The organism is Vibrio methylphosphonaticus (assembly GCF_023634655.1).
Classification (GTDB): Bacteria; Pseudomonadota; Gammaproteobacteria; order Enterobacterales; family Vibrionaceae; genus Vibrio; species Vibrio methylphosphonaticus.
Genome location: NZ_JAMKMS010000002.1, coordinates 355,086 through 379,504, shown reverse-complemented (window position 1 = coordinate 379,504; position 24,419 = coordinate 355,086). Strand labels below are relative to the sequence as shown.

General features: G+C 44.6%; 26 protein-coding genes. 10 read left to right on the top strand and 16 right to left on the bottom strand.

All coding sequences use genetic code 11. The features are described 5' to 3' along the window. Positions 1-2 precede the first annotated feature (2 nt). The 3 genes from M9196_RS04015 to M9196_RS04005 all read right to left on the bottom strand — a co-directional run bounded on the left by M9196_RS04015 (position 3) and on the right by M9196_RS04005 (position 2,921). On the bottom strand, positions 3-668 hold the full coding sequence (locus M9196_RS04015) for a LutC/YkgG family protein (RefSeq protein WP_250616235.1): 666 nt from the start codon (positions 666-668) through the stop codon (positions 3-5). Positions 669-751: 83 nt separating this feature from the next. Next, the gene (locus M9196_RS04010; protein WP_250616234.1) at positions 752-2,167 is read right to left on the bottom strand and encodes a LutB/LldF family L-lactate oxidation iron-sulfur protein; all 1,416 of its coding nucleotides are present in this window, start codon (positions 2,165-2,167) and stop codon (positions 752-754) included. A 4-nt stretch (positions 2,168-2,171) separates the two neighbouring features. Further along, positions 2,172-2,921 (bottom strand): (Fe-S)-binding protein, encoded by a 750-nt coding sequence (locus tag M9196_RS04005; protein WP_250616233.1) that lies wholly within the window; start codon positions 2,919-2,921, stop codon positions 2,172-2,174. A gap of 134 nt (positions 2,922-3,055) precedes the next feature. Between M9196_RS04005 and M9196_RS04000 the strand changes: the two genes are divergently transcribed. Further along, positions 3,056-3,958 carry a LysR family transcriptional regulator gene (locus M9196_RS04000; protein WP_250616232.1) on the top strand — a complete coding sequence of 301 codons (903 nt, stop codon included), beginning with the start codon at positions 3,056-3,058 and terminating at the stop codon, positions 3,956-3,958. A gap of 49 nt (positions 3,959-4,007) precedes the next feature. On the opposite strand, the gene M9196_RS03995 is transcribed toward M9196_RS04000, so the two are convergent. After that, a complete protein-coding gene (locus tag M9196_RS03995; RefSeq protein WP_250616231.1) occupies positions 4,008-4,610 on the bottom strand; it encodes a hypothetical protein in 603 nt (200 codons plus the stop codon). Between the two features lie 43 nt (positions 4,611-4,653). Between M9196_RS03995 and M9196_RS03990 the strand changes: the two genes are divergently transcribed. Beyond that, on the top strand, positions 4,654-4,965 hold the full coding sequence (locus M9196_RS03990; RefSeq protein ID WP_250616230.1) for a DUF1496 domain-containing protein: 312 nt from the start codon (positions 4,654-4,656) through the stop codon (positions 4,963-4,965). Positions 4,966-5,058: 93 nt separating this feature from the next. On the opposite strand, the gene M9196_RS03985 is transcribed toward M9196_RS03990, so the two are convergent. Beyond that, positions 5,059-5,358, bottom strand: coding sequence for a YfcZ/YiiS family protein (locus M9196_RS03985; protein WP_250616229.1), 300 nt, complete (start codon positions 5,356-5,358; stop codon positions 5,059-5,061). A 519-nt stretch (positions 5,359-5,877) separates the two neighbouring features. Between M9196_RS03985 and M9196_RS03980 the strand changes: the two genes are divergently transcribed. Further along, positions 5,878-6,339, top strand: coding sequence for a TetR family transcriptional regulator (locus M9196_RS03980; protein WP_250616228.1), 462 nt, complete (start codon positions 5,878-5,880; stop codon positions 6,337-6,339). Between the two features lie 133 nt (positions 6,340-6,472). Here the strand turns inward: M9196_RS03980 and M9196_RS03975 are convergent, their stop codons facing one another. From M9196_RS03975 to M9196_RS03950, 6 genes are all read right to left on the bottom strand, one after another. After that, positions 6,473-7,294 carry a heme ABC transporter ATP-binding protein gene (locus M9196_RS03975; protein WP_250616227.1) on the bottom strand — a complete coding sequence of 274 codons (822 nt, stop codon included), beginning with the start codon at positions 7,292-7,294 and terminating at the stop codon, positions 6,473-6,475. Then, entirely contained in the window at positions 7,294-8,328 is a 1,035-nt protein-coding gene (locus M9196_RS03970; RefSeq protein WP_284677075.1) for a FecCD family ABC transporter permease, read from the bottom strand. The genes M9196_RS03975 and M9196_RS03970 overlap by 1 nt, the downstream gene beginning before the upstream one ends. Positions 8,329-8,461: 133 nt before the next feature. Continuing rightward, complete coding sequence (locus M9196_RS03965) at positions 8,462-9,355, bottom strand: heme/hemin ABC transporter substrate-binding protein (RefSeq protein ID WP_250616225.1); 894 nt, start codon at positions 9,353-9,355, stop codon at positions 8,462-8,464. 17 nt (positions 9,356-9,372) lie between these two features. Beyond that, on the bottom strand, positions 9,373-9,789 hold the full coding sequence (locus M9196_RS03960) for an ExbD/TolR family protein (protein ID WP_250616224.1): 417 nt from the start codon (positions 9,787-9,789) through the stop codon (positions 9,373-9,375). Then, the gene (locus tag M9196_RS03955; RefSeq protein WP_250616223.1) at positions 9,786-10,481 is read right to left on the bottom strand and encodes a MotA/TolQ/ExbB proton channel family protein; all 696 of its coding nucleotides are present in this window, start codon (positions 10,479-10,481) and stop codon (positions 9,786-9,788) included. The genes M9196_RS03960 and M9196_RS03955 overlap by 4 nt, the downstream gene beginning before the upstream one ends. A 2-nt stretch (positions 10,482-10,483) precedes the next feature. Further along, entirely contained in the window at positions 10,484-11,323 is an 840-nt protein-coding gene (locus M9196_RS03950; protein ID WP_250616222.1) for an energy transducer TonB, read from the bottom strand. 208 nt (positions 11,324-11,531) lie between these two features. Here M9196_RS03950 and hutW point away from each other — a divergent pair, with 208 nt between their 5' ends. From hutW to hutZ, 3 genes are all read left to right on the top strand, one after another. Next, entirely contained in the window at positions 11,532-12,935 is a 1,404-nt protein-coding gene (hutW, locus tag M9196_RS03945) for a heme anaerobic degradation radical SAM methyltransferase ChuW/HutW (protein ID WP_250616221.1), read from the top strand. Positions 12,936-12,979: 44 nt separating this feature from the next. Then, entirely contained in the window at positions 12,980-13,477 is a 498-nt protein-coding gene (gene hutX, locus M9196_RS03940; protein ID WP_250616220.1) for a heme utilization cystosolic carrier protein HutX, read from the top strand. Between the two features lie 77 nt (positions 13,478-13,554). After that, positions 13,555-14,097: a heme utilization protein HutZ gene (gene hutZ, locus M9196_RS03935; RefSeq protein ID WP_250616219.1), complete on the top strand. Its 543-nt coding sequence runs from the start codon at positions 13,555-13,557 to the stop codon at positions 14,095-14,097. Between the two features lie 37 nt (positions 14,098-14,134). On the opposite strand, the gene M9196_RS03930 is transcribed toward hutZ, so the two are convergent. Then, positions 14,135-15,052: a chemotaxis protein gene (locus M9196_RS03930; RefSeq protein WP_250616218.1), complete on the bottom strand. Its 918-nt coding sequence runs from the start codon at positions 15,050-15,052 to the stop codon at positions 14,135-14,137. A gap of 188 nt (positions 15,053-15,240) precedes the next feature. Here M9196_RS03930 and M9196_RS03925 point away from each other — a divergent pair, with 188 nt between their 5' ends. The 3 genes from M9196_RS03925 to M9196_RS03915 all read left to right on the top strand — a co-directional run bounded on the left by M9196_RS03925 (position 15,241) and on the right by M9196_RS03915 (position 17,608). After that, the gene (locus tag M9196_RS03925; protein ID WP_250616217.1) at positions 15,241-15,519 is read left to right on the top strand and encodes a peptidylprolyl isomerase; all 279 of its coding nucleotides are present in this window, start codon (positions 15,241-15,243) and stop codon (positions 15,517-15,519) included. A gap of 77 nt (positions 15,520-15,596) precedes the next feature. Next, on the top strand, positions 15,597-15,953 hold the full coding sequence (locus tag M9196_RS03920; RefSeq protein ID WP_250616216.1) for a YibL family ribosome-associated protein: 357 nt from the start codon (positions 15,597-15,599) through the stop codon (positions 15,951-15,953). Between the two features lie 263 nt (positions 15,954-16,216). Beyond that, positions 16,217-17,608 (top strand): alpha-amylase family glycosyl hydrolase, encoded by a 1,392-nt coding sequence (locus tag M9196_RS03915; RefSeq protein ID WP_250616215.1) that lies wholly within the window; start codon positions 16,217-16,219, stop codon positions 17,606-17,608. 125 nt (positions 17,609-17,733) lie between these two features. On the opposite strand, the gene M9196_RS03910 is transcribed toward M9196_RS03915, so the two are convergent. From M9196_RS03910 to M9196_RS03895, 4 genes are all read right to left on the bottom strand, one after another. Next, positions 17,734-19,575 carry a DUF3413 domain-containing protein gene (locus M9196_RS03910; RefSeq protein WP_250616214.1) on the bottom strand — a complete coding sequence of 614 codons (1,842 nt, stop codon included), beginning with the start codon at positions 19,573-19,575 and terminating at the stop codon, positions 17,734-17,736. Positions 19,576-20,171: 596 nt separating this feature from the next. Then, a complete protein-coding gene (locus tag M9196_RS03905; RefSeq protein WP_250616213.1) occupies positions 20,172-20,390 on the bottom strand; it encodes a hypothetical protein in 219 nt (72 codons plus the stop codon). A 246-nt stretch (positions 20,391-20,636) separates the two neighbouring features. Next, positions 20,637-21,500 (bottom strand): MurR/RpiR family transcriptional regulator, encoded by an 864-nt coding sequence (locus tag M9196_RS03900; protein ID WP_250616212.1) that lies wholly within the window; start codon positions 21,498-21,500, stop codon positions 20,637-20,639. 10 nt (positions 21,501-21,510) lie between these two features. Then, positions 21,511-22,764: an amino acid deaminase gene (locus M9196_RS03895; RefSeq protein WP_406707617.1), complete on the bottom strand. Its 1,254-nt coding sequence runs from the start codon at positions 22,762-22,764 to the stop codon at positions 21,511-21,513. A gap of 198 nt (positions 22,765-22,962) precedes the next feature. Between M9196_RS03895 and M9196_RS03890 the strand changes: the two genes are divergently transcribed. Beyond that, positions 22,963-24,402, top strand: a complete 1,440-nt coding sequence (locus M9196_RS03890) for an N-acyl-D-amino-acid deacylase family protein (protein WP_250616280.1) — start codon at positions 22,963-22,965, stop codon at positions 24,400-24,402. Positions 24,403-24,419: the final 17 nt, after the last annotated feature.

The following is a 24,419-nucleotide window of genomic DNA, read 5'->3' as shown; positions in this document are numbered from 1 at the left end:
TGTTATTCATCTTCCAAGAAAATGACGACCAGTTGACTGGGGCCATGCGCGCCGTACGCTAAGGTTTGTTGGATATCTGCTGTCTTTGATGGCCCAGAAATCAACAAGGCGTTGCTAGGCATATAATGATTCCACTGATTGTGCGCCATCGCCTGTTGAAAATGCCCAAACAACATTGATTTTTTTACCAGCGCAATGTGACAAGGAGGAACGAGTGAGAGCGTTCTCGGTTCATGCTCAGTTGGCCACAAAATGATGGCACCAGTATCGGCAATTCCGCCAGCAGAGTGTGTGATGCCAGCATCAACTTGGTCAAAAAGTTCTGTTTTCCAGTGCTCTATGCAGTGGATAAATTCTGTCACTTGAACATGGCTGGTGGCATTTTGGCACGCGTCGATATATTCACCCGCCGTCCCAATAGCGATGTGATTAAGTTGATAGTCTGATATCACGCCCCGAAGAGTGGATACGAGTGCTGCACGAGTCGTGACTTTTACGTCGGTATGGTTGGCCGTCATCATTGAGATGAAGCGTTGTGCTTTGTTATCCATAGTGAGCGCCGAATCACTCCCCCATGGACGATAAACGGGTTCATCCCCTTGATAGCTGGAGCGCGGCGCGCGCTTGAGGCGGCTAAGAATGTTTTCTTTACTGCTGCGTGTATCCATTGTCATCACCTGATTCATAATTATTTTTGAACGCTGACGATCGTTCATTCGCGTACGAGCTTAAATTGACTTGCGGTTTAGATTTACTTACGAGCTTTCATGCGCTGATGCAGTGTTTTATCAGCAGGCTTAGGGCGGGTGCGACATTGCGTCCATGCACCAAGGTTACTTGGAATAAGGTGTTGCAGTTTACTGGTGAGAAAGGTGGCCGAGTGATAAAGGTTTGGTGATGAAGCGGCGAGCGCATAACTGGACATAAGCGCAGATTCCATTGTGCTATGCGCGGCATTTTGTCCTTTTAAGGGGGCATTGTCTTTGCGTGCTGGATGCTTGGCTTCTTGTCTGAGCCGTAATAGCATTTCAGGAATAGGAATTTTGACCGGGCAGACTTCACCACAGGCACCACACAAGCTTGATGCCGTCACAAGGTCTTTGGTTTTGTCCAGTCCTAATAAATGCGGTGAAATGATTTTCCCTATTGGACCAGGATAAACGGTGCCATAAGCGTGGCCCCCTATTTTGGTGTAAACAGGGCAGTGGTTCATGCACGCACCACAACGTATACACTGTAAGGTTTTACGCAGTTCCTCGTCTTGGTAAGCTTGGCTACGACCGTTATCAAGTAAGATGAGGTGTACCTCTTCAGGCCCATCTTTTTCGGCATGTTTTCGAGGTGAGCTGATCATATTGAAGTAGGTGGTAATGGCTTGCCCTGTTGCGCTGCGAGTGAGTGCGCTGTACAGAGGTGGCACATCCGCTAGAAATTCGACAACTTTTTCTATGCCTGTAATGGCAATATGCACCTTGGGTACGGTTGTTGACATTCTGCCATTGCCTTCATTTTCAACTAGGCAGAGCGTACCGGTTTCTGCCACCGCAAAGTTCACCCCAGATAGACCAATATCCGCCTCAAAAAACTGACGTCTTAGCCGAGTACGGCCGGTCTGAATCAAGCTATCGACATCATTGGTCGGAGTAAAATTATCCAAATGGGTGCTAAAGGTGTCACTGACTTCTTGTTTGTTTTTGTGGATAGCAGGCATGATGATGTGTGAGGGTTTGTCACCGTCAAGTTGCACAATGTATTCGCCCATATCACTTTCTAGGCAGCGGATCCCTAGCTTTTCCAACGTATGATTCATTTCTATTTCTTCGCTAACCATCGACTTACCTTTGATGATCAGCTTGGCATCGTGCTGAGCTGAAATATCAGCAATCAGATCATTCGCTTGTTGTGGGGTTTCCGCCCAATGCACTTGGATCCCATTTCGATAGCAGTTGAATTCGAGTTGCTCTAAGAGCTCGGGAAGTTTACTTAAGCAGCGCTGGCGAATAGATTCTGCAATATTGCGGATAGTTTCCTCTTCTTCTGGGTCCTCAAAGGCCGTCTTTCTTTTGTCGCGTAAGTAATCCATCACCCCACGAAAATTATCGCGCAGTTGAGCATCGTCGAGCGCCTCTTTGGCTTGCTGATGAAAATTGCTAGGTTGTTGGCTCATGAATTTACCCCTGTGTACGCTCAAGTAAGAAAGAAGCAAGGTGGCGACCAATGATTGGCTTGTGTTGGTATTCGAACGCGCCGTTGATATTGAGCAAACAGCCCCAATCCGCACTGACGAGGGTATCGGAATGCGTATTGCTGATATGGCGAGTCTTATCTTCGACCATGGCTTGAGAGATGTCTGGATGACGGACTGAAAAGCTTCCTCCAAACCCGCAGCATTCACTTTCGTAATCCTGCACACGCAGTTCGACATTAGAGAGCTGAGATAACAGCTCTGTTGAGGTGGCATGGACATTCATCTCTCGTCGGGCTGCGCATGAGGTATGCATTACGACGGACACCGGCTGCCCGTTATCGGTTAGCTTAACTCGGCAGACTTTGACTAAGAATTCTGTCAATTCAAATACCCGGTCACAGAAGGCGTTCACCTTGGCTTCTTGATGGCTACCTTTGAACAGTGTTGGGTAGTGGTGGTGCATCATGCCACCGCAAGATCCTGATAACACAATGATGGGATAAGGCTCTGGAAATAAATCTATTTGGCTTTGAGCGACCTGTTTTGCTTCCTTGGGATAGCCGGAAGTATAAGCGGGTTGACCACAACAGGTTTGCTTTTCGACAAAAACGACATCAATGCCTTGTTGTTCGAGCAAAGTGATTGCGTCGAGTCCTGCATCAGGGTCAAACACGTCCACTAGACAGGTAGCGTAGAAATAGACCTTTGATGGTTTCGGTGGGTAGATACGCATGATGTGACTCCAACGTCTAACTCAGTTATGCCATATTGTGACTGGGCTGTTAATAAAGTGTGAAGTTAACGCTTCCAATTTCCTTGATACAGAGAAATAATGAAAATGATTATTTCCATAAATGACCTAATGTGATGCGTGCAGATGATTTGATCTTGTTCTATCAGGTAGTTGAATTGGGGGCTTTTAGTCGAGCCGCTGAGCAAAATAACCTGACAAATTCGGTAGTTAGTAAACGGATTGCTCGGCTGGAAGACGAACTAGGCGTGCAGTTATTATATCGAACAACGCGTAAATTAACGTTAACTGAAGCGGGTAAAGCGTTGCTCCACAGTGCTAAAAATGTGACCCAAGCGACGATGGAGGCCGCTGCATCGGTGTCGGGTTTTGGCGAGAATATTAGTGGGCATATTAAAATGTCTGTGCCGACCATATCCGGCGATCTGATTCTTGCCGACGCCGTGGCGGAGTTTTGTAATATGTATCCGGGTCTTAGCGTTGATATGTCGCTAGACAATCGTTTTGTCGACCTCGTGGATGGTGGGTATGACTTGGTTATTCGTACAGGTTACTTAGAAGATTCCAGTTTAATTGCGCGCCACATTCTCGATTCTCAATGGGTCGTGTGCGCGTCGCCTTCTTATATTGCCAAAAATGGTAAGCCGTTAAAGCCACATGATTTAACGCAGCATAATTGCCTTCAGTATGCCTATCAAACTACAGGGGCAACGGATTGGGAATTCAAAGCAGGTCAAAGTGGTAATCAAATCATTAAGGTATCCGGTTCGTTCTCAACCAATAATGCTGGCGCATTAAGAAAGGCGGCACTGGGGGGCCATGGCATTGCGTATGTACCGCGTTGTCTGGTGTACCATGATGTACGAAATGGGCAGCTAGTGGACATTTTTCCAGAGCAAGTTGGGAAAAAGCTGGGTATCTATGCCGTGTACCCGTTTACCCGGCAGCCGCCAAATAAAGTTCGTCTTCTCATTGAACATATACGCACAAGGTATTTGACCATATCCCACTACTTTTAAGCGTAGTGAAACGCAGAGTAACCAGGAGCTGCGAACTTGAAAAGGTTATTTAGCGAGCAACTGCGCCACCAAGTGTGAGGTTTGTTGGCCACTTTGTAATGCGATTGCCGCCAAGAAATATATTACCGTCAACAGTGAGTGTGGCAGGAAGAGTGGTAATGTTTGAGCCACCGATGTACAAACTACCTTTGACGATAAGGTTGTCTGGTAGCTCTGATAGTGGGGTTCGAATCAGGCCAAGATCACCATTAACGATCATGCCGTCAGGAAGTTTAACAACGGGCGTATCCGTTAAGTTGATATATCCTCCGGGAGTCACACCTTCAGGCCATGCCGCTAACTGACTGCCGAGCAGATTCGCATAACCTGTGATTTTCGTTCCTCTTGGGATATACGCCACTAAACTATTGGAGGCGTCTAGGCTACCTTGGATATCTAAATTATTGGGTAAGACTTCTATGGCTGTTTTTGCAATGTTGAGGTTACCTTTGATAATGAGCCCATCTGGCAATGCCGTGTAGGGTTTATTGCGGAGGTGGAGATTGCCGTAATTATCAAGATGGTTGAGAATTTTATGGTGATCAAGCGATGTCGCGTTAAGCTGACTAGCAGAAGCAAGCCAAGTAATAATAAGTAAACAGACGCGAATCATAGAAAACAGAGCCGAAAATTAATGACAATACGGGTAGTGTGCAATGGATAGTCAACGAAAACAATGGAAAACGTGGCGTGCGATTTCAAAATTAACGGCAATAGTTATCGTCGCCGTCGGGGCACCTCTGTCTTCCGTTAATGCAAAAGTAATCACGACACCGGGAGTAGACGTAGGGGCTGCGGTGCTGCTTTCTGATTCTAAGCTAGGTAAACGAGTGTGTTATTTCAATGATAAGGCATTTTCATTGGGGTCAGTGATCAACGTAGAGGGGGTCATCTTACAGTGCGTGGCGGAACAAGACTTTGAGATGAATGGTGAACTGAAGTGGAAGCGTTTAAAAAGCGAGCAATAGTGCTCGCTTTAGCATCTTGACGTGAATGATCCCATTCACGCTCTTATTTGCTAGTGTTCAGTCTATCGCTCAATATTAGCCGATTTTTAGAGGCTAGCGAGAGATAGAGCGTGTCTTAAGTTCAAAAATGAGCTTTTCTGCACTTACCTCAAATTTGAAACGAGCTTGCAGTTCGGTAGAGTCCTCTTCGAGAGCAGAAATGTCGTATTGAACTTCTTTAGAGACTGACTGAGCAAGATCGATATACTTTTGAATTTCTTGCTCTAACAGTGCTTTAGATTCAGCAAAGAGCTGAACCTCAGCCACATCGTCACCCTCTTTGATGATGAAGCCCATTTCTCCGGAGACGCCACAAGCGTCACATACTGCTTCTTCTTTATATGTGTTTGACATAACAATACCTCTTACTAATTATGAGACCATTCTATAACTGTGGTTATCAGGTAGCCAGAAAAAATTGACAGCATTAATGTAAGTACACAAAGTCGTGTTCTGCCGGAGAGATAGTTCTTCATCGAATAAAAGTCACCAGCATTGGCTAACACTTAAGTTGCATATGCATTCATTTGATTGATGTAGATGAAGATCTTGATAGCTTTTATTATGCAAGCTGTAAGTAGTAAGTGTGATGAGGTTCTCAAAAATGAGACAGGTGTCCTAGCGATAGAGTACACAGTTGTATTTACTAAACGGAGTAGTGATAGACTTTATAAGTTATAAATCTATTAATGGTTTTTTATAATATTTCAATTGTATGCATATCTCATATCCGTTTATGAGCATACTTATAATACCGTGATCAAAGGTTAATCATTATTCTTGTTATTTTATTAGATAATTTTACCGAGAATTGCTTTAATTATGGTATAGCATACAGCCAATGCATCACAGCAATATAGAGAAGAGCTTCAAATGCCAAAGCGTAGTAAAGAAGATACTGAAATCACTATTCAAAAGATTATGGAAGCAGTTGTCGACCAAATCATCCGTTTGGGTTACGACAAAATGTCTTACACGACTTTAAGTCAACAGACTGGCGTATCAAGAACAGGGATTAGTCATCACTTTCCAAAGAAAACGGACTTTACAGCGGCGCTTGACGGGCGAATCTTTAAGATGTTCGTGGAACATCTTGAGTTTGAAGGCGGGTTGGATAATTTCGTCGATAGTTGGTTAAAAGCACTAAAGAATGATGAGTTTTTGGCAATTTTAAAGTTACTCTTTCATCATATTGTGACTTCAGAAAACGCGCATGAGTTTGCCTCTAAAGGTATCGACCGCTTATACAATTTAGTTGAAACGCAATATGGCGCAGGAAGTGAAAAAGAATTGGAGTGGTTGTTAGGCCGTTCTTTGATTCAATTAAGTAAGTAAATAGCCCTTTTCACTTTTACTCGTTTATTGTTTATCTACTTAAATACCGCAACTATTAATGGTTGCGGTATTTTTATGGTCAATGAGTTATCTTATCTTAAATGATTTCTTGTCATTTGGAATATTCATTCAATTACTGAGACAACACTAAGGGGAACCCTTTCGTTGGATGTTTGGTAATTATGGAATCATAGCCATAAACGTCGGAAATCATCTGGCGGGTGATAGCCTCTTGTGGTGAGCCATCTGCGACAATTCTTTGTTTATTTAATACCACAATACGATCCGAATATTGTGCAGCCAAGTTTAAATCATGAAGAACGATCACTACGGCTGCATTGCGCTGAGTCGCTAACTCACGGGCCAGCGTGAGTGTTTGGTGTTGGTGAGCAAGATCGAGCGCTGAAGTGGGTTCGTCTAGCATGAGGATAGCTTGTCTTTTAGCATGGTGAAGCTGACTCAGTACTCTTGCAAAGTGGATTCGTTGTTTCTCCCCCCCGGATAAACTGGGATAGGCACGCGAGGCAAGTGGCAACATATCGACAGTGTTAAGGTAATGCTTTGCTAACGCTTTAATATCTCGATTAGGCAGTTTAAGCGGTATAGCACCAAGCTCTACCACCTCTGAAGCGAGAAATGGAAAACTTAACGTACTGTGTTGCGACACAAGACCTAAATGCATGGCGAGCTTAGAAGGCGTCCAGGTGTCGCGTGAGTGACCGAAATAGTGAATATTCGCCTGGGTTTTTATTTCTCCACTAAGCACTTTTAACAGCGTGCTTTTCCCTGCACCATTTGGACCGAGTAACGCGGTGACTTCCCCAGGTTTTAGGTTGATAGAAACGTTGTCCAAAACTGTGGTATGGGCAAACTTAACCGAAATGTTGCTGGCCGAAATGGCGTATTCAGATTCACTAATCACTGAATTTCCTGTCGTTGTCTTTTGGTATGTCATCAAAGAATCTTCCCTTTTTGCTGAAAAAGCAGATAGAGGAAAAATGGGGCGCCGACGATCGCAGTTACGATCCCAACTGGTAACTCTGCAGGTGCAACGACAACTCTGGCGATCATGTCAGCTGCCGTCATCAATAGAGCGCCAAGCAGTGCGGATACCGGCAATAGTGTTCGGTGATCAGGGCCTATGAGCATCCGTCCCAGATGAGGAATGATCAAGCCGATAAAACCGATAGGACCAGATACACTGACAGTGACGCCTACACCCACAGCGGTGAGTAGTATTAATTGACGTTTGAGGCGTTGTACCGCAATACCAAGATGCAACGCCTCAGATTCGCCAAGGAGCAAGGCATTAAGCGCCATTGCCTTCTTTGAAAAGAGGATGAGCAGAACCAGAAGAGTCAATGTTGCAAGCGATATCTTTCCCCATGTTGCACCAGCAAGAGAGCCCATTGACCATAAAGAGAGATCGCGAAGCATTTGATCATCGGCGACAAAATTGAGAAAGCCGATCCCTGCTCCCGCCAAAGCACTTATCGCTACCCCAGCTAAAAGCATAATTGTGACTGATGTTCCAAACTTCCCTGAACCCAGTTTATAGACTAAAACAGTGGTCAATGCCCCGCCAAGAAAAGCAAAGATGGGGACGACGGCGAGATTCATCAATTCCGGAAATTGTGTACCGAGTGTAGAAAAACAGACAATCGCAATCGCGCCGCCCAGTGACGCGCCAGCTGAGACACCTATGATGCCGGGTTCCGCAAGGGGATTACGAAATAACCCCTGCATGACCGTGCCGCAAATGGCCAAAATTGCACCTACTACTAAGCACAATAGTGTTCGGGGCAAACGGATATCATTGACGACTAAAGGGATGTGAGGGGCGAGTTCATTAGAGCGTGTTGTCAATGCGATCACGCTATCTGAGAATGAAATCGACATTGGTCCAACCGTCACGGAGTAGACAGTTGTGACGATAAGTAGCGTGATAAAGCCGGCGAATATAACGGGTAGAGAGTAATGTCTAAGCATAAGTTTGCAAGAGTCGCTAAAAGTTAGGTTAATCTAATTTGGAGCCATTTAGCCAAAAGAAAGGAATGAGAATAAGCGGGTGACAGCCAATGAGCAGGTAATATTTTGATGCATCTCATTGGCTGATTTGAGGTTATTCTGCGTAGAGCTGCTCGTTCAATCTTTGCGCTTCCGAGAGACTTTTTAAACCTAGCCCGCCAACTAGCGCATGACCATCGATGGTGACAAATTTCTGACTTTTGCCAGCAGGCGTCGCGGCTAGCATAGGAAGGGCTTTTAGCAAGGCATCGGCTCCACCTAGTTGACGGTAGCTGCGGTCGCTGACCAAAATGATATCAGGTTGCATTTCAATAATAGCTTCATTTGATAATGGCTTATAAGCATTCAGTTTTGTTGCCGCAGGATTAATCCCTCCTGCTAGTGAAATAATTGCATCAGGCGTGGTACCGCTTCCTGCTACATTTGCAGGCCTACCTTCATGGATGAGTAAGAACAGAATCTTTTTCTTTTCGTTTGATGTCGACGGTTGGTTAGAGGTAAGGGCATCGAGTTGAGCATCGATTTTGTCTTTCAATGCCGCAACATTATGTTGGGTATGAGTTAACACAGCAATCTGATCGATTCTTTTTTTAAGCCCAGTAATGTTTGCCGATGTATCAACAACTTCAACCTTAACACCAGCTTGCTTTAATTGTTCTAAAGCGGGTTTAGGCCCCATTTCGTCGGTTCCAATGATGAGGTCTGGGTGCATCGCGAGCAATCCTTCCGCCGATAGTGCGCGATGATAGCCAACTTTAGGTAACGCAAGAGTTGGGGGTAATACACTCGTTACGTCCACCGCGACCAATTGGCTTTGAGCCTTAAGAGCAAAAAGCAACTCGGTGACTGACGCCCCAGCACTGATGATGTTCTGCCCATCTTCAGAGGAGATGTCGAGCTTTGCTTGAGTGGGCTGCGCGAAGGCATTAAACGCCATCACGGATGTGATGGTACTGATGAATAGCATTTTACGTAGTGTATAAAGCATAGTATGAGAATTCCTAATTATTTGGCAGAGTCTTCCGTTAAGAGCTGCGTTGCGGGAATGCCGTTATCTTGCATAAAGGCAAGCAGCTTGACTAAATGTTGTACATCCGCTGTTTTGTCAGCTGCTATGATGATTGGTTGAGCTGTGGATTTTGACTCTTCTAACAGCGTGATTTTGAAGTTCTCCCAATCGATATATTGTTTGGTATTCAATGCCCAGTATGGAGCATCGGCAAGGATATTGACGGTAAGGGACTGGCTATCGACTTCAGATACGGCATTAGACTCCGTTGCCGGTAATTCAACGTTCAGTGACTCCAAACGAACGGAGGCGGTGAGCATTAAAAACACCATGACAATAAAGATAATGTCTAATAACGGAGTAAGATCAGGGTAAATAGATGCGCTTGATGCAGGCTCACTAACTTTAATCATGATGGTTCCGTTACTGATAATTTATCGATGTTGCGGGTCTGCACTGGATCTTTGTCGGAATGTGGCATTTCAATGCCTTCAAGCCAAAGGTTGACAAAGTTAAGCGTGTGCTCCAATTTCGCGACGATTCTTTCCGCCCATAAACTAATAAGTTGTGCGCCAGCGATGGCAGGTAGAGCGATCATAAGACCGGCTGCGGTGGTTCGCATCGCAAGGCCAAGACCTTGTGCTAAATCGTTTGGCGTTACATTTCCAGAAGCTGCAGCAATACCTTTAAACATCTCAATCAGCCCAAGCACTGTTCCTAAAAGTCCAATTAATGGACTGATAACACCAATTAGCGATAGCAACTTTAGCCCTGAGTAGAGTTGATGTCGCTTATCCTGTAGCCAAATACTGGCGGCATCTTCACGCAATGTTTTCGCAAAGGAGTGGTGTGCTAATAGCATGGCGACACCGCGGTATAACAATGGGCGCTTATCAGACAGTACTGTGGCAAGTTGTTCTATATCTGTAGCGTTAGTGGGTGATATGTGGTTCAACTTTTGGCGAATGGCTCTCATTCCAACGCCAGTGCTGATGACGATTTGAAAGAGTCGTTCGATGATGATCATCGCTGTTAGTGCCGAACAAATAAGCAATGGCCAGGTCATTAGCCCAAGTTGCTGTTGTAAGTAATGTAGTGTTTCCATGATTAATCCAATTTAAAACGAACAGGAATTTGAATACGATGGGCGACCGCAACCCCTTTAACGGTATAGGCTGAAAATTGCCATTGTTTGATTGCGTCAAGTGCGGTCTTATCTAAAATCGTGGCCCCAGATGAGGACACAAGAACTTGTTTTGTCTGGTTTCCGGATTCATCTAACCAAATTTCATAGGTTGCGGTACCTTCAATGCCGCGTTTTCTGGCAACTCTCGGATATCTTGGTTGCACAGGTGTTGTCGTGAAAGAAGGGGTCTTTCTCAGCACGGGTTCATTACTTACCCCTTGATTGACGATGGCTGGTTGCGCCGACGTGGGCGCGGAATCGTTCTCCGATGTTTTTGTTTCTTTATTTTCTTCTTTTAGTTCACTTTTTTTAGGGGCGGGCTTGGTTTGCTCCTTCGGTGATTTCTTTGGGGTCGCCGATGTTTTTTTCGGCGCCTTGTGAACAACGTCTTCCTGTTTTACAGGTTGCTTTTTATTCTTTGTCACCGATGAACTATCCGCTTTCGTTACCGATTTTTGAACAGGGCGACTTTCTACAGGCTTCCTGTGAGTAGAGTGAGTTTCAGCAGAATTAGTTTCAGCAGAATTAGGCGGTACAGGTGCTTTTTCGGGCGTGTCTGTTGGAACGTCGGTATCACTTGCAGGTGTAGGTGCAGGTGCCGGTGATGCCGCTGAAGATTGAGCGATAAAATTGAGTGATACCGATGTAGAGTGACTACCTGACGGCATAGCAAAGACTTGTTGTGTGTCGTCGACCAGCATAAAACCAATATGGAATGCCACAGATAAGCTTCCTGCAACGACATACCTTTTGACGTTCATAACTCAACCTCTATTCACCGTAATTCTCGATTGAACATCGAGCGCCTGCTCTCGTTAGACATTGTTGTCAGTTAGTGAGAGAAGGCGATTATGTATCACAATGAAAATAAGATCAATTATCAATTGCATTATCATTATCACCAATTTATGATCGTGAATATCTTCTAAGACCCCTAATTACGGGGGTGAGTGGTAACAGAGAATAGATATGAAAATCGACTTAACTCATCTTAACGCGACACACTTTGGTGTTTCTTCGCCCGATCCGCTGCGCTTCGCTTTTACGCAGAAGACGTCACCTCATGCTGGTGGCATGGGCGTGCCGATAGAGTCAGAGCGTTATGAGTCTCTATTTCAATCACTGACTTCTGTGTCTTCAAAGCGCTCGAACAAGCGCTGCCTTTACATTCATATCCCTTTTTGCCGGGTACGTTGTACGTTTTGTAATTTCTTTCAAAATGCGGCAAGTCGGCAGTTAGTTGATGATTATTTTGAAGCACTACTGAAAGAAATTGAGCTGAAATCTCGGCTTGCTTGGACTCAAACAGGTTTGTTTCATGCTGTTTATATTGGTGGTGGGACGCCAACGGATTTATCCCCTGATCAAATACAAAGACTGGGCAAAGCGATTCGTCACTCGTTTCCCTTAGCGACAGATTGTGAGATGACGTTAGAAGGAAGAACGAACCGCTTTAGCGATGAAATGTTCGATAAAGCACTAGAAGGTGGGTTTAATCGCTTCTCCTTTGGTGTTCAGAGCTTCGATACTAAAGTAAGACGCAGCGCGAAAAGGCTTGATGACCGCGAGGTTGTGCTTGAACGAGTTTCGCACTTAAGCGCGCTAGACGAAGCGCCCATTATTATCGATCTACTCTACGGACTTCCATATCAAACACTGGAAGTGTTTGCCCAAGATCTTGATGATTTCAAGGATTCAGGTGCGCATGGTGTTGACCTTTATCAGCTTGTTGTCGGCGGCAATGCGCCAATGCTTAATATGGTGGAAAAGGGGCGTATAGATCCGCCCGCCAATTCTGCGCAGAAAGCTGCTATGTATGAATATGGCGTAGCTTTCATGAAGGAACATTTTATTAAGCAGCTCAGTGTTAATCACTGGGCTAGAGATAACCGTGAACGTAGCCAATACAATAGTGTCGCTAAGACCTATGCAGAAGTGTTACCAATAGGGTGTGGGGCGGGTGGCAATATTGGTGGATATGGAATGATGAACCATCGATCATTAGATTCGTATATGTCTGCAATACGTTCAGGTGACACGACCATTGCGATGATGAGCAAACACCATTCATTGGAGCCAGTATTTGCGAGTTTGAAAGCTGGATTTGATAGCGGTGTGGTGCGCCGAAGTGCACTGGCAATGACGCTTGAACACGATACTTTTGAATTACTCACACCCTTGTTTCAAGTGTGGGAGCAAAATGGCTTAGTAGAGTTCAAGGGTGATTATTTGTTATTGACGCTAGCAGGCAGTTTTTGGGCGGTCACGTTGGCACAAGGCGCAATTTCTGCGTTGTCGACCTTGAGTCATGGACAATCTTCTGTGCCAGCGTCTTTGCCTCACAGTAACAAAAAATTGCATTTCGTTGCCTAATCAGCGAAGTGGCATGACTAGTCTCAGATTAAATAGGAACAAAAATGAATTTAAAACAAAAAGTGGCTGCGATTTTGGCGGACGAACCTAAATTATTGCCTGCTGCGATCGCAGATAAACTCGAGGTAAGCGAGTTTGAAGTGGTTTGTGCTCTACCGAGTGAAATGGTCGCGGTGACGGAAGGGAGTATCGCCCAAGACATTCTGGAATCCATTACTACGTGGGGACAAGTGACAACGATAGTCCATTCGTTCGGTTCTATCTTTGAGGTTAAAGCGCCGTTTCCAAAGGGAAAAATGGCAAGAGGCTATTATAATCTTATGGGTAAAGCGGGTGAGTTACATGGACACTTAAAGCTAGACCTGATTACGCATGTGGCATTAGTGAGTAAGCCTTTTATGGGTAATGAAAGCCATTATTTTGGCTTTTTTGATGCGCTTGGTCATAACGTATTCAAGATTTATCTTGGGCGTGACGACAAGCGTCAGCTATTGCCTGAGCAGGTGACTCGCTTTAAAACGATGCAGAGCGAATTGCGCTAATCGTTCGATACGGCAACGACAACCAGTTTACCCCCTTATAAAAATAATCAAAGAAAGTCAGAGAAAGGAACAGAAAAATGGATAAGCAAGTTAAGCAAGAGCGACTACAGGGACGATTAGGGCCTGAAATCAAAGAGTTTCGCCAAACGCGTAAAACGATTCAACTTGCTACCGTCGATGGAGAAGGTTGCCCGAATGTTAGCTATGCGCCATTTGTCCAAAACCAAGATGGTTACTTTGTGTTGATTTCACAAATCGCCCGTCATGCTCGTAATTTACAAGTTAACCCTAACGTGTCATTGATGATGATTGAGGATGAATCTGAAAGTAAGCAGTTGTTTGCTCGTAAGCGCCTGACGTTTGATGCGGTTGCAACTGTGGTGGAAAGGGACACACAGCAATGGCACGCCGTGGTCGCTCAGATGCAAGCTCGTTTCGGCGAGATTATTGACGGCTTAAGCCAGTTGCAAGATTTTGTATTATTTAACCTAAAAGCGGAACAAGGGTTATTTGTTAAAGGCTTTGGTCAGGCGTATCAGGTATCTGGTGAGGATTTAGTCGACTTTGTCCACTTGCAAGAAGGGCATCGCCGCGTAGAAAGCAGCGATACCGTGGAATAATGGTTTTTTTGTAAAACGTCATTCGGCACAGAACCTGTTATGAGGCCGCTTTAGATTCCACAAAGGTTTCAGCGCCTCGTAACATGGCCTCGATGAGCTCTCCGGCATTGAACTTCACTAAAGCTTCATGCGCGCCCACCTGTCTGGCGCGATCGGTACACATCTCGCTAGACAGCGAGGTGTGTAGAATCCGATAGGCACGATTCAATGACACATCATTTTGTACTTCAAATACGAGTTCATAACCGTCCAACCCTGGCATTTCAATATCACTTACAAGGATATCAATCGCTTGAGGGGTGTGCGCTTTTTCACGCATAAAAGCCAATGCGCTGTTGCCATCTTTACAGATTTCAAATGGGATATTGATTTGATTCAGCGCATCGCCGAGCTGCTTTCTCGCGATAGATGAATCATCCACAAGCAATACGTTCAAAGCTTTCATTCGCTCTCGTTGTACATCGGTGAGCATCGGAATTTTAGTATCCGCGTATTGAGGGTAAATTTTCGACAATAGCAACTCTACATCGAGGAGCTGAACGATGTCGCCATTGAACTTAGTGACCCCGGTAACGAAGATGTTCTTGCCGGAGCTTTCAGGAGCGGGTTCTATTTCCTTCCAATTACACTCAATGATTTTATCTATTTCTCGTACCATAAAGGCGACCACGGTACGCAGGCAGTCGGTAACAACCAGGTAAGTACTGGGATACTCTTCCGGAGTGATGGGTCTAAAGCCAATCGCCGCTGCCATATCGATCACGGGTACGGTTAAGCCGCGAATGCTAACAGTACCCACCACATGGCGATGTGAGTAAGGGATTTGTGTTGTCGGCAAAAATGGCACGATCTCTCGAACTTTAAGTGTGCCGATGGCAAAGCGCTGTTTCTGCATATTAAGCGTAAACAGCAACATACCTTGTGCTTGATTGGCTTTACTTATCTTCGTCGACATTGGAATTCTTACTCTAGGTTGATGACAGTCTAATTCTATAGAATAGTTTTATTTTTCCCTAACTTATCTGCGGCAGATTGGAATAAAGTTGACGCTGCTTAGATTGTAAACGTGATTTCGATCTCATTTTGATTTACACTCAGCACTATTATCAGCATCTCTTCATTAGGTATTAGGGTAGACACGTCATGGCAAGAACCGCACACGCACTTCACATCCTTGTTAAGCATAAAGACAAAGCAGACGACATTATGGGGCAGTTGAAAAAAGGTGCTAAATTTCAGGCTCTTGCTAAGAAATATTCTACGTGCCCTTCTGGTAAGAAAGGAGGAGATCTAGGTGAGTTTAGAAAAGGTCAAATGGTTCCACAATTTGATAAAATCTGCTTTACCGGCGAAGTGTTAACACCTCACCTAGTCAAAACCAAGTTTGGCTGGCATATCGTAAAGGTGTTATATCGCACTTAAACTTAACAGCATGGGTGGGGAGTCTGTGGTACACTCCGCGTCCGTTTTATTCATTCGTTTACTAGGTTCAGATTACAATGAGCATGAAAAAAGAAATCCAAACACTTAAAAACCGTCTTGATGCTTGTCGTCATAAGCTAAACAGTGCTCAGTCACGTAGTGACAGCGAGATGATCTCTAAATTTACGGATGAAATTGATAAGCTGACAAAGAAACTGGCTCAGCTTCAGCACAAAGCAAGTTATGACATGAACAAAGAGCGTAAGAGCTTGCTAGACATGCCTTTCTACCGTGAAATTACCAAAGCAGAGCAAGCGGATCTAGGTAAGTTGAAAAAGAGCGTGAAAGGCTTAGTGGTGGTTCATCCAATGACGAAAATTGGTAAAGAGCTACGCCTAGATGTAATGACTGGGTTTGCCCCTAAGAAGTTTTAACTCGATTAACGTCATTAAGACTGGTTGAGATATTAACGCGCCTTTAACGGCGCGTTTTTTTATGTCCATTTTTCCTGCAGTGGTGACAAATACAAGCAACGATTAGCGGCTGCGTAATACAGTATGAAGCGGTTATTCAATCCCTAACGATCGCTACGCCTAGCTTCTCATACAAGAGAAATTGACGAGAGGAGGATTTGGACAAGATTCGTTTCGATATAATGGCAAATAGAGTAACACACGCATTATTGACAGGAGTCAACATGTCACATTCGGCACTGAGTCAGAGTAATGTCATTCTGCATGCCTTTGATTGGCCATATGCATTGGTAGCAGAAAGAGCACAAGAAATAAAAGCTGCGGGCTATAAGACGATACTGGTTTCGCCTCCGATGAAATCATTTAGACAATCAACGTCTGTTCAATGGTGGCAGCTTTATCAACCGCAAGACTATCGAGTGATTGATAATAAACTGGGCAATACAGAAGACTTCAAATCAATGATGTTAGCCCTTAATGCACTCGATTTATGGGTATATATCGATGTGGTTTTTAATCACATGGCAAATGAGTCCAACGCGAGGTTAGACCTTCAGTATCCGAGTCCCGAAGACCTAGAGCGCTATCGTTCACACCACCAATATTTTGAACAACAAAAGTTATTCGGGGACCTCAATGAGCCACTTTTTGATGAAAATGACTTTGTTGAAGCATTTGGCATTAAAAATTGGAAAGATCGTTGGGAAGTTCAAAATGGCCGTTTGACGGGAGGACCAAAGGATCCCGGGCTGCCAACGTTAAGAACCGGTAAGCGGGTGATCGAACAGCAACAAGCGTATTTATGTGCAATGAAGGGGCTTGGAGTGCGAGGGTTTCGCATTGATGCGGCAAAGCATCTTAGCCTCGAGCATATTCAAGCCGTATTTACAGACGATATAACAGATGGAATGCACGTCTTTGGGGAAATCATTACTGATGGTGGCGCAACCAAGGAAGAGTATGAGTTATTTCTGCAGCCATATTTGGAAGAAACCCGGCTAGCAGCGTATGACTTTCCATTGTTTAATACGTTGTTTGAGGTCTTCGAAAGTGACGGCAGTATGGCTTCACTTATTGATCCATACTGCTTTGGACAAGCGCTGACCAATGCTCGTTCGATCACGTTTACGATCACCCACGATATTCCCAACAATGATGTATTCCAAAACCTGGTATTAGCTGAGCAAAATGAATGGCTCGCTTATGTGTATATCTTAGGCCGAGATGGTGGCGTTCCGCTCATTTATGCGGACTTGGATCCAAGTGGGATCATCAATCAGCAAGGGCAACCAAGGTGGGTGGACAGCTGGAAGGATCCTAAGTTGTCTCAGTTGATTGAGTTTTATCATCGAATGCATGGTGAGACTTTTGAAGTGCTAGAAGCCAACGAAGATATACTAGCTTTTACTCGTGGTAGTAAAGGGTTGGTTGTGATTAATAAATCTCAGCGCGATAAGACCATAATGTTTGACCCGACTATGCGTCTAGTGCCCGCTTTTGAGGCTCGTGGAAATGTGATTCAAGGTGAGGTACACGTTGCAAGGTGTAGCGCTGAGGTTTTTTATATTGAGGCGCGGGATGATAGCGCGGGACAGAGCGAGTCATATAGTGGTTAGCGCGTAATAGGTAGCGCTTAATTGTAGCGATAACAGCTTAGTCTTTAGATTAACAGTTGAATGAAAAAGGGAAGAAGCGCATGCTTCTTCCCTTTTTAATCGGTGCAATTAAACGAGTTATCCGGCTATTTTGTGTATCGAGTCAGCACTTCTAACGCATATTGCATACGTTCACGATCAATCTCTTGTTTTGGTAGGAGTCGGTTACTGCCGTCTCTGACTTCGTATAGTCCGTTGCCCTTCAAAGAGAAGATTTTATCTTGTGACACAACCGAATAGTCACCATAGTCAGCAACAATGGTAAATGGTCGATCAATCGCTTCGCCTAATAGATCTTCACCTATGGTGTAGTCTTTTAGGTCATTAGTCACGCCTAAGTAGTTCTTCATCAGCGTTGGGACAAAATCAAAGTGGGTGGTCATCATACCTGCTGGCCACTGATTGCTTGCTTTGTCTATACCAGCACCGAGCATGATAAACGGCACTTTGATTTGAGCTTCAGTAAAGTTACCGTTGTGACCCCAGAAATTTTGTCCGTTGTCGTTAAGCTCTTCGCCATGGTCACCGGTGACAATGATTAAAGTATCGTCGTACGTGCCATCCGCTTTGAGTTTTTCAACCACTTCTTTAATTTTACTATCAACAAAGTGTGTACTGGTGCGATAACGATTGAATATGGGCTCTGGATCCGAATCATTACTGCGAACAAACGGGTTATTGGGCCCAGACATTGGCTCAAATCTTGGCTCGTAGTCTTTCGGGAAAACAAAGCCGTGTGGTGCATCAAAGAACATAAATGAAAAGGCAGGTTTGTCGGTACGGTTGTCATACCACGTTTTCCAATCTTCAACTAGCTCAATGTCTCTCGCTGACGCATCACCTTTTGCTTTACCACGAAGTCGCAAGTTAGGGATGTTTGCAAAAATGGTACGGTTGAACTCTGGTGATTCAAGATGCGCAGAAGTAAACACACCAATTTGATAGTCAAGTTGTTGTAATCTATCCATCAAAACGGTTGGACGTTGGTTCGCGAGCATCGGGTGCCAGTATGGACCCGGCAATCCGTAGAACAAACCGAATGTTCCCATTCGAGTGGCATTACCTGATGAGTAGTGTCTATCAAAAGACACGCCTTCCTGAGACATCTCATAAACGGTTGGCATATATTGCGGTGTTACGGTGTCTGGTCGCCATGAGTCAATCAGGATGAGCATGATGTTTTTTGGTTGAGCTGGCGCTGCGCCCACCAATGGGTTTATTGGATAGTTGAGTCCACCTTGGACTTTCGGTGTTTGAGCTTGGCTTTTTTCAAGTTCTTCACGGTCTAGCCAACCATGTTTCATGAGGAGAGAGTTGGCAATGGTTGGATAAAACAAAGGAAGATATTGGTTTACAAATGTCACCGGTTGATAGGTTTTAGCCGACGCCCAAATGTGAATGCCATGACTGGCTAATGTCGTCACTAAAAACAGTGGGAAGAAGATCTTACGCAGTGATTTAGTGAAACCAAAAGAGTGGCTTTCCATACGACCTAGCGCCCACCATTGCAGCGCAAATACCGCGCCAAGCCCAGCAACAAGCATTGCCCATGCGGATAGCGGGAATTCTACAATTTGCCCTGACATCACCATGGATAGTACGGGGTAATTTAGGTGGAATCGGTAGAAACCAAATACCATGGTATCGACGAACAGAAATGTGAGACCTAAAGTAGCCGTTAGGGCAAGAATGGGTCGTTTAATTTTTAGGGGGAGGACGCAAAGCACCAACCCAAGTAACCAAAATACTAACGCGAGCAGACTCATATGGCTAAAAAGACTGGTTGCGGCAAATGTGGCTTGAATGCCATCAAATGGCAACTCTGGAAAATACAAGAAGTAGCGAACGCCAATCAGGGTTGCGAGCAACGCGTTGAGAATAAGGAACTCGTAATAAGCACTTAATCGCGTTTTAAAAAGTTTAAACATTTTGATTAACCAATTTACTAAATAACATTAATACAACAGGACAATAACCTGGGATTAGGATGGGGCACATTGTAGGGGAGTGGAGAAAAAATATGAAACGAAAAAGCGCGATTAGTGACAAATCGTTACTTTTCGCTCCCCCAATCGCTCATGTACTGTGAGTAACATAGCCGTTCTCCTAGAGTCCTAGAGGCTCGTCGCGAATTATCTACACTTTTGGGACCGTTGTTCTTGGGAAATCAAGGTAATGAGCAAAAAGCCATTCAATGAGTGTGGTAACGGCAGGGAATCGAATTGAATAATACGTGAGCAATGCTCGTCAACTAAAAATACCGTAGCGAATATCGCCAGAAGTATCTTGCAGCATATTCGAAGCAGGAATCGCCTCTAAATAGGGTAACAGGACGCAATGCCGTTACGCCAATTCATTTGACGGTGGGGTTGAAGGTACGATTGGACTCTGAGCGGTTGGATTATTGAAACTACGCAGAGTAAGGCTGTCACATCCCATAACACCAGCGCTTACAAACACTGCCAGATAAAAGACAAAGGCAACCACTTTTCGGTTATGCCTAGTCTTTAATCGCCGCAGTCGGCTATTTGGTTGAGACGTTTTCATATTCACCTTCAATAGTCGCTCCAGAGTCGGCGTCTTGGCGGAATTGTTGGCTATTTAATTGCTGCTCCATTTGCTTTTTAATACGGTTGCCAGTGATAAATGCGGCGATGGCCAGTGGGATTGCCATGAGCAAACTGAATATCATCGCAAAGAAACCAATGATCAACGCGCTAATGGTGATAAGTAAGTTTTTCATAGTAACCTCTGATAAAAAGCGAGTAGGGGGTTAGTATACCGTTTTGATTCTGAATCAAAGATGAACAAGTGAGTATTACTCGCATTTATACAGTGACAAGCGAAGTGTCGATCTATGTGGTCGCGTAAAAAACCGAAAGAACAATAAAAAAGCTGCACGAATGCAGCTTTAGAAACCATTAAACCATTGCGGGACGTAAACCTGATATTCATGGCGGGCGTCCTAGTCATGAGCCTATCAATTCAGCTAGTCACCTAGAGGTTGGCGATCACTGCCTGTTCGATGCGAATCAAGAGCCAGTTTAAGCCTTCGTAGGCGATCTCGAGAGCGGCGCTTATGATTCACCGCTAACTCCATAGAAAGTACGTCGACCAATGCCAACATGGCATAACGAGAAGCGGATGGCTTATAAATAAAATCCGTTTCTTGGTGGATGATGGGCAGTACGATATCGCAGGTGTTCGCCAATGGAGAATCAGCTGGCGTAATCGCGATCAATTTAACACCGTACTCTTTTGCGATGATAGCGGATTCAATGACCTGCGGCGTATGCCCTGTCGCTGAAATTAACACCATGACATCGTTGGGATCGGCGGTAGCTGCGACCATGCGAGTCAGTAGACCATCATTATAGGCAACAACTGGGTAGCCTAAGCGAAAGAGACGGTGCTGCAGCTCTTGCGAGGTAATGGTGGAACCACCACCCACACCGATCGCAATGACTTGCCTTGCTGAGTGAAGCATAGCAACAGCTTGTGCAATATCTTGTTCGTTGATGAGCGCTCTATTGATGTCGAGCGCTTGTTTTATGGATTCATAGATGCCTTGATGGCTGGTATTGTCAGGTGGCTCAATAATGAACCGTTGGCCAACGGCGAGAGATTGAGCAAGCTTAATCTTGAGATCCCGTACATTGATGCATCCCACCGCTTTCGCAAAGCGAGTAATGGTCGCCTCACTGACATTCGCCTGTTGAGCTAGCTCAGTGATACTGGCGTTAGCCGCGCTACTAACATCATCCATCACTAAATCGGCTACTTTTTTTTCTGCATCACGAAGCGCGCTGTAGCGCTCCGTAATTTGCGAAATAATATCGACGTCTACACTCACTTTTTATTCCTTAGAAAGCCGTTTCAACCCATTGTTCAACAACATGATCATCATCGCTGATGGCAATATAGCGCCACTTGTCAAACGTTAGGCATGGATGTGAAGTTGAAAACGCAATCATATCACCAACTTGGATGTCTGAGTCAGTTGGAATCGCTAAAAATGTATGCTGATCCATGACATTGGTGGTGGTGATATCATTTATCGGCACCGCTTTTCCGTCCCGATAGAGACGCTCCGCGGTAGGTAATCCTGCATCAAAGGCAACATCACGTTTGCCCAGTCCAACCACTGCTTTATTGGGTTCCGGTCTTGAAATAACGTAAGCCCAGACCTCCAGAGAAGAGGTGAGGTCGCCACCAAGATCACAGGCAAAGCCTTGATTTTTTTTCGCTCGAGCCATGACTTTTTCTTGTGCTTCCAGATAAATTCCCGTGTCGTGGATAACATAGCAACCAGGACGAATAATCGCTTCAAAGTCATCGAGGTTTGCAAGCGTTTCAGCAACGACGTCATACCATGCAGATCCTGCGCCGGTAAGAATTGGCTGGGGTGGTAGCAGTTTATCATTGAGCAGCTGTCGACCTAGCTGGATAGTCGAGGTTAATAGGTCTCGAACCCGTTGCTCTTCATCTCCGCCATGAATAACACCTTCATAGACTTCAATACCAACGAGTGTGACGTTGGATGTCGCTTCAATGTACTGCGCTAACGCTAGGACATCATCGTGGTGTCTTACGCCACATCGTCCGCCTTCCACACCTAGCTCAATGAGGACGTTAATGGTTTGGTCTTTTTTTGCAAAGAAAGTATTGAGATGTTCCACATTCTTTTGAGAGTCCACACAGCATATAAATTGGCTATCTGTCTCTTCAAGCATGCGGGAAATCATTGCCATATTGGTTTTACCGACCAATTGGTTCGCCATAATAATGTTGGTTATACCACTGTGAGCAGCGATTTCTGCTTGTGGCGGGGTCGCGACGGTAATTCCCCAAGCCCCTTTTGCCTTTTGCTGTTGAAAAAAGGCGGGTGTCATGGTGGTTTTACCATGCGGACACAGTTTTACGTTGTGATGAAGCGCAAATTGTTGCATCCAGTCCATGTTGTGTTCTAACGCTCGTTTATTGATGACGGCAACGGGCAAGCTAATATCTTCGTTAGTCACTTGGTAGCGATGCTCGTGGTGAGCCGCAACGGGCAGTCCTTTCATTCCTCTAATGGATAATAAATCCATTGCGCCATGATTGTTTCTATCACTCATAATAATATTCCCCCAGATTTAAAATGTTAGATAACTTAACTTAAGTTGTTGTTTTTAATGGTTTGAGTGGTGATATATTAAGTGTAATGTTAGAAACTATCAAACTTTCAATTAATAAATGTGTGTTTGGTCACTGAAATGTTCAAGGATAGTTTCTAACATAGGCGTCGTGAAATGAATGGAAAAAGAGAGATGACTATGTTGTTCGACATCATTATAAAAAACGTAGAAATTGTCGATGGAATGAGCTCGAAAGCGTATTTTTCGGACGTGGCAATTGTTGGTGATCGAATTGCTGAAATTGCCCCAATGGATGCAGGGCTAGCTAAGCATGTCATTGATGGCCAGGGAAAAGTACTCAGCCCCGGTTTTATCGACGTTCATACTCATGATGACACGAATGTGATTCGTTACCCTGAGTGTCTGCCTAAAATTAGTCAGGGTGTGACGACTGTGATTGTAGGAAATTGTGGCATTAGCGCATCACCTGCAACTCTCGCCAATGCTCCACCCGATCCGATGAATTTATTGGGTCAACAAAAGGATTTTAAGTATCCGACGTTTGCGCACTACGCCGATGCTGTGATGACAGCACAACCTGCTGTAAATGTTGCTGCGCTTGTGGGTCATACAACGCTACGAAATAATGTCATGGATGAATTGCTGCGTGAGGCAAGTGAAAGCGAGTTGTTATCAATGAAAGCAACACTTTCGCAAGCCCTAGAGCAAGGCGCACTAGGTTTAAGTTCTGGTTTAGCTTACGCCAGCGCCAAACAAGCCACGGCTGAGGAAGTCATGAGCTTAGCAGAGGTGCTAGCGGATCATGGTGGTATTTATACCACACATATGAGAACAGAGTTCGAAGCGATCTTAGAGGCGATGGAAGAAGCCTTTGAAACAGGAAAACATGCCAAAGTACCTGTTGTCATCTCTCATTTGAAGTGCGCAGGGGCTGGAAACTGGGGTCGAACCGTTGAGGTCTTAGAGTTGATGGAAGAAACCGTTAAAAATCAGGACGTTTCCTGCGACTGTTACCCATACTCAGCCAGCTCTTCCACACTTGATCTTAAACAAGTGACAGATGACATTGATATTTTCATCACGTGGTCTGAATCGTTACCTGAGTTTGCTGGGAAAATGTTGAAAGAAATCGCAAACCAAATGAACTTACCATTACTTGAAGCGGCAAAAGCGTTGCAACCGGCAGGGGCAGTTTATCATTGTATGGATGAAGCGGATGTTGAGCGTGTCCTTAAGTACCGCTTGACCATGGTGGGTTCTGATGGTTTGCCAAATGACCCTCATCCCCATCCAAGGTTATGGGGAACCTTTCCTAAAGTGCTGAGTCATTATTGCCGCGATAGGCAATTATTCTCACTTGAAGAAGCTGTTCATAAAATGACGGGCTTATCTGCACAACGATATAATTTGAAGCAGCGTGGAATAATTGAAAAAGGTGCGTTTGCTGATTTGGTAATCTTTGATAAGAATAAAATTAAAGATACAGCAACATTTGAAGACCCTATATCGCTCGCTGATGGAATTGATTATGTTTTCGTTAACGGAAACATTAGCTATAGAAATAAAGAAGTAACAAAAAATAGGTTTGGTCGATTTATTTTTCGACATAAAGAGTAATATTGATTTAATCAATA

What these genes read in the sequence shown, in the direction of transcription:
- M9196_RS04015 (WP_250616235.1), bottom strand. Translation starts at nt 668, where the DNA reads ATGGATACACGCAGCAGTAAAGAAAACATTCTTAGCCGCCTCAAGCGC.
- M9196_RS04010 (WP_250616234.1), bottom strand. Translation starts at nt 2,167, where the DNA reads ATGAGCCAACAACCTAGCAATTTTCATCAGCAAGCCAAAGAGGCGCTC.
- M9196_RS04005 (WP_250616233.1), bottom strand. Translation starts at nt 2,921, where the DNA reads ATGCGTATCTACCCACCGAAACCATCAAAGGTCTATTTCTACGCTACC.
- M9196_RS04000 (WP_250616232.1), top strand. Translation starts at nt 3,056, where the DNA reads ATGCGTGCAGATGATTTGATCTTGTTCTATCAGGTAGTTGAATTGGGG.
- M9196_RS03995 (WP_250616231.1), bottom strand. Translation starts at nt 4,610, where the DNA reads ATGATTCGCGTCTGTTTACTTATTATTACTTGGCTTGCTTCTGCTAGT.
- M9196_RS03990 (WP_250616230.1), top strand. Translation starts at nt 4,654, where the DNA reads ATGGATAGTCAACGAAAACAATGGAAAACGTGGCGTGCGATTTCAAAA.
- M9196_RS03985 (WP_250616229.1), bottom strand. Translation starts at nt 5,358, where the DNA reads ATGTCAAACACATATAAAGAAGAAGCAGTATGTGACGCTTGTGGCGTC.
- M9196_RS03980 (WP_250616228.1), top strand. Translation starts at nt 5,878, where the DNA reads ATGCCAAAGCGTAGTAAAGAAGATACTGAAATCACTATTCAAAAGATT.
- M9196_RS03975 (WP_250616227.1), bottom strand. Translation starts at nt 7,294, where the DNA reads ATGACATACCAAAAGACAACGACAGGAAATTCAGTGATTAGTGAATCT.
- M9196_RS03970 (WP_284677075.1), bottom strand. Translation starts at nt 8,328, where the DNA reads ATGCTTAGACATTACTCTCTACCCGTTATATTCGCCGGCTTTATCACG.
- M9196_RS03965 (WP_250616225.1), bottom strand. Translation starts at nt 9,355, where the DNA reads ATGCTTTATACACTACGTAAAATGCTATTCATCAGTACCATCACATCC.
- M9196_RS03960 (WP_250616224.1), bottom strand. Translation starts at nt 9,789, where the DNA reads ATGATTAAAGTTAGTGAGCCTGCATCAAGCGCATCTATTTACCCTGAT.
- M9196_RS03955 (WP_250616223.1), bottom strand. Translation starts at nt 10,481, where the DNA reads ATGGAAACACTACATTACTTACAACAGCAACTTGGGCTAATGACCTGG.
- M9196_RS03950 (WP_250616222.1), bottom strand. Translation starts at nt 11,323, where the DNA reads ATGAACGTCAAAAGGTATGTCGTTGCAGGAAGCTTATCTGTGGCATTC.
- hutW (WP_250616221.1), top strand. Translation starts at nt 11,532, where the DNA reads ATGAAAATCGACTTAACTCATCTTAACGCGACACACTTTGGTGTTTCT.
- hutX (WP_250616220.1), top strand. Translation starts at nt 12,980, where the DNA reads ATGAATTTAAAACAAAAAGTGGCTGCGATTTTGGCGGACGAACCTAAA.
- hutZ (WP_250616219.1), top strand. Translation starts at nt 13,555, where the DNA reads ATGGATAAGCAAGTTAAGCAAGAGCGACTACAGGGACGATTAGGGCCT.
- M9196_RS03930 (WP_250616218.1), bottom strand. Translation starts at nt 15,052, where the DNA reads ATGTCGACGAAGATAAGTAAAGCCAATCAAGCACAAGGTATGTTGCTG.
- M9196_RS03925 (WP_250616217.1), top strand. Translation starts at nt 15,241, where the DNA reads ATGGCAAGAACCGCACACGCACTTCACATCCTTGTTAAGCATAAAGAC.
- M9196_RS03920 (WP_250616216.1), top strand. Translation starts at nt 15,597, where the DNA reads ATGAGCATGAAAAAAGAAATCCAAACACTTAAAAACCGTCTTGATGCT.
- M9196_RS03915 (WP_250616215.1), top strand. Translation starts at nt 16,217, where the DNA reads ATGTCACATTCGGCACTGAGTCAGAGTAATGTCATTCTGCATGCCTTT.
- M9196_RS03910 (WP_250616214.1), bottom strand. Translation starts at nt 19,575, where the DNA reads ATGTTTAAACTTTTTAAAACGCGATTAAGTGCTTATTACGAGTTCCTT.
- M9196_RS03905 (WP_250616213.1), bottom strand. Translation starts at nt 20,390, where the DNA reads ATGAAAAACTTACTTATCACCATTAGCGCGTTGATCATTGGTTTCTTT.
- M9196_RS03895 (WP_406707617.1), bottom strand. Translation starts at nt 22,764, where the DNA reads ATGAGTGATAGAAACAATCATGGCGCAATGGATTTATTATCCATTAGA.
- M9196_RS03890 (WP_250616280.1), top strand. Translation starts at nt 22,963, where the DNA reads ATGTTGTTCGACATCATTATAAAAAACGTAGAAATTGTCGATGGAATG.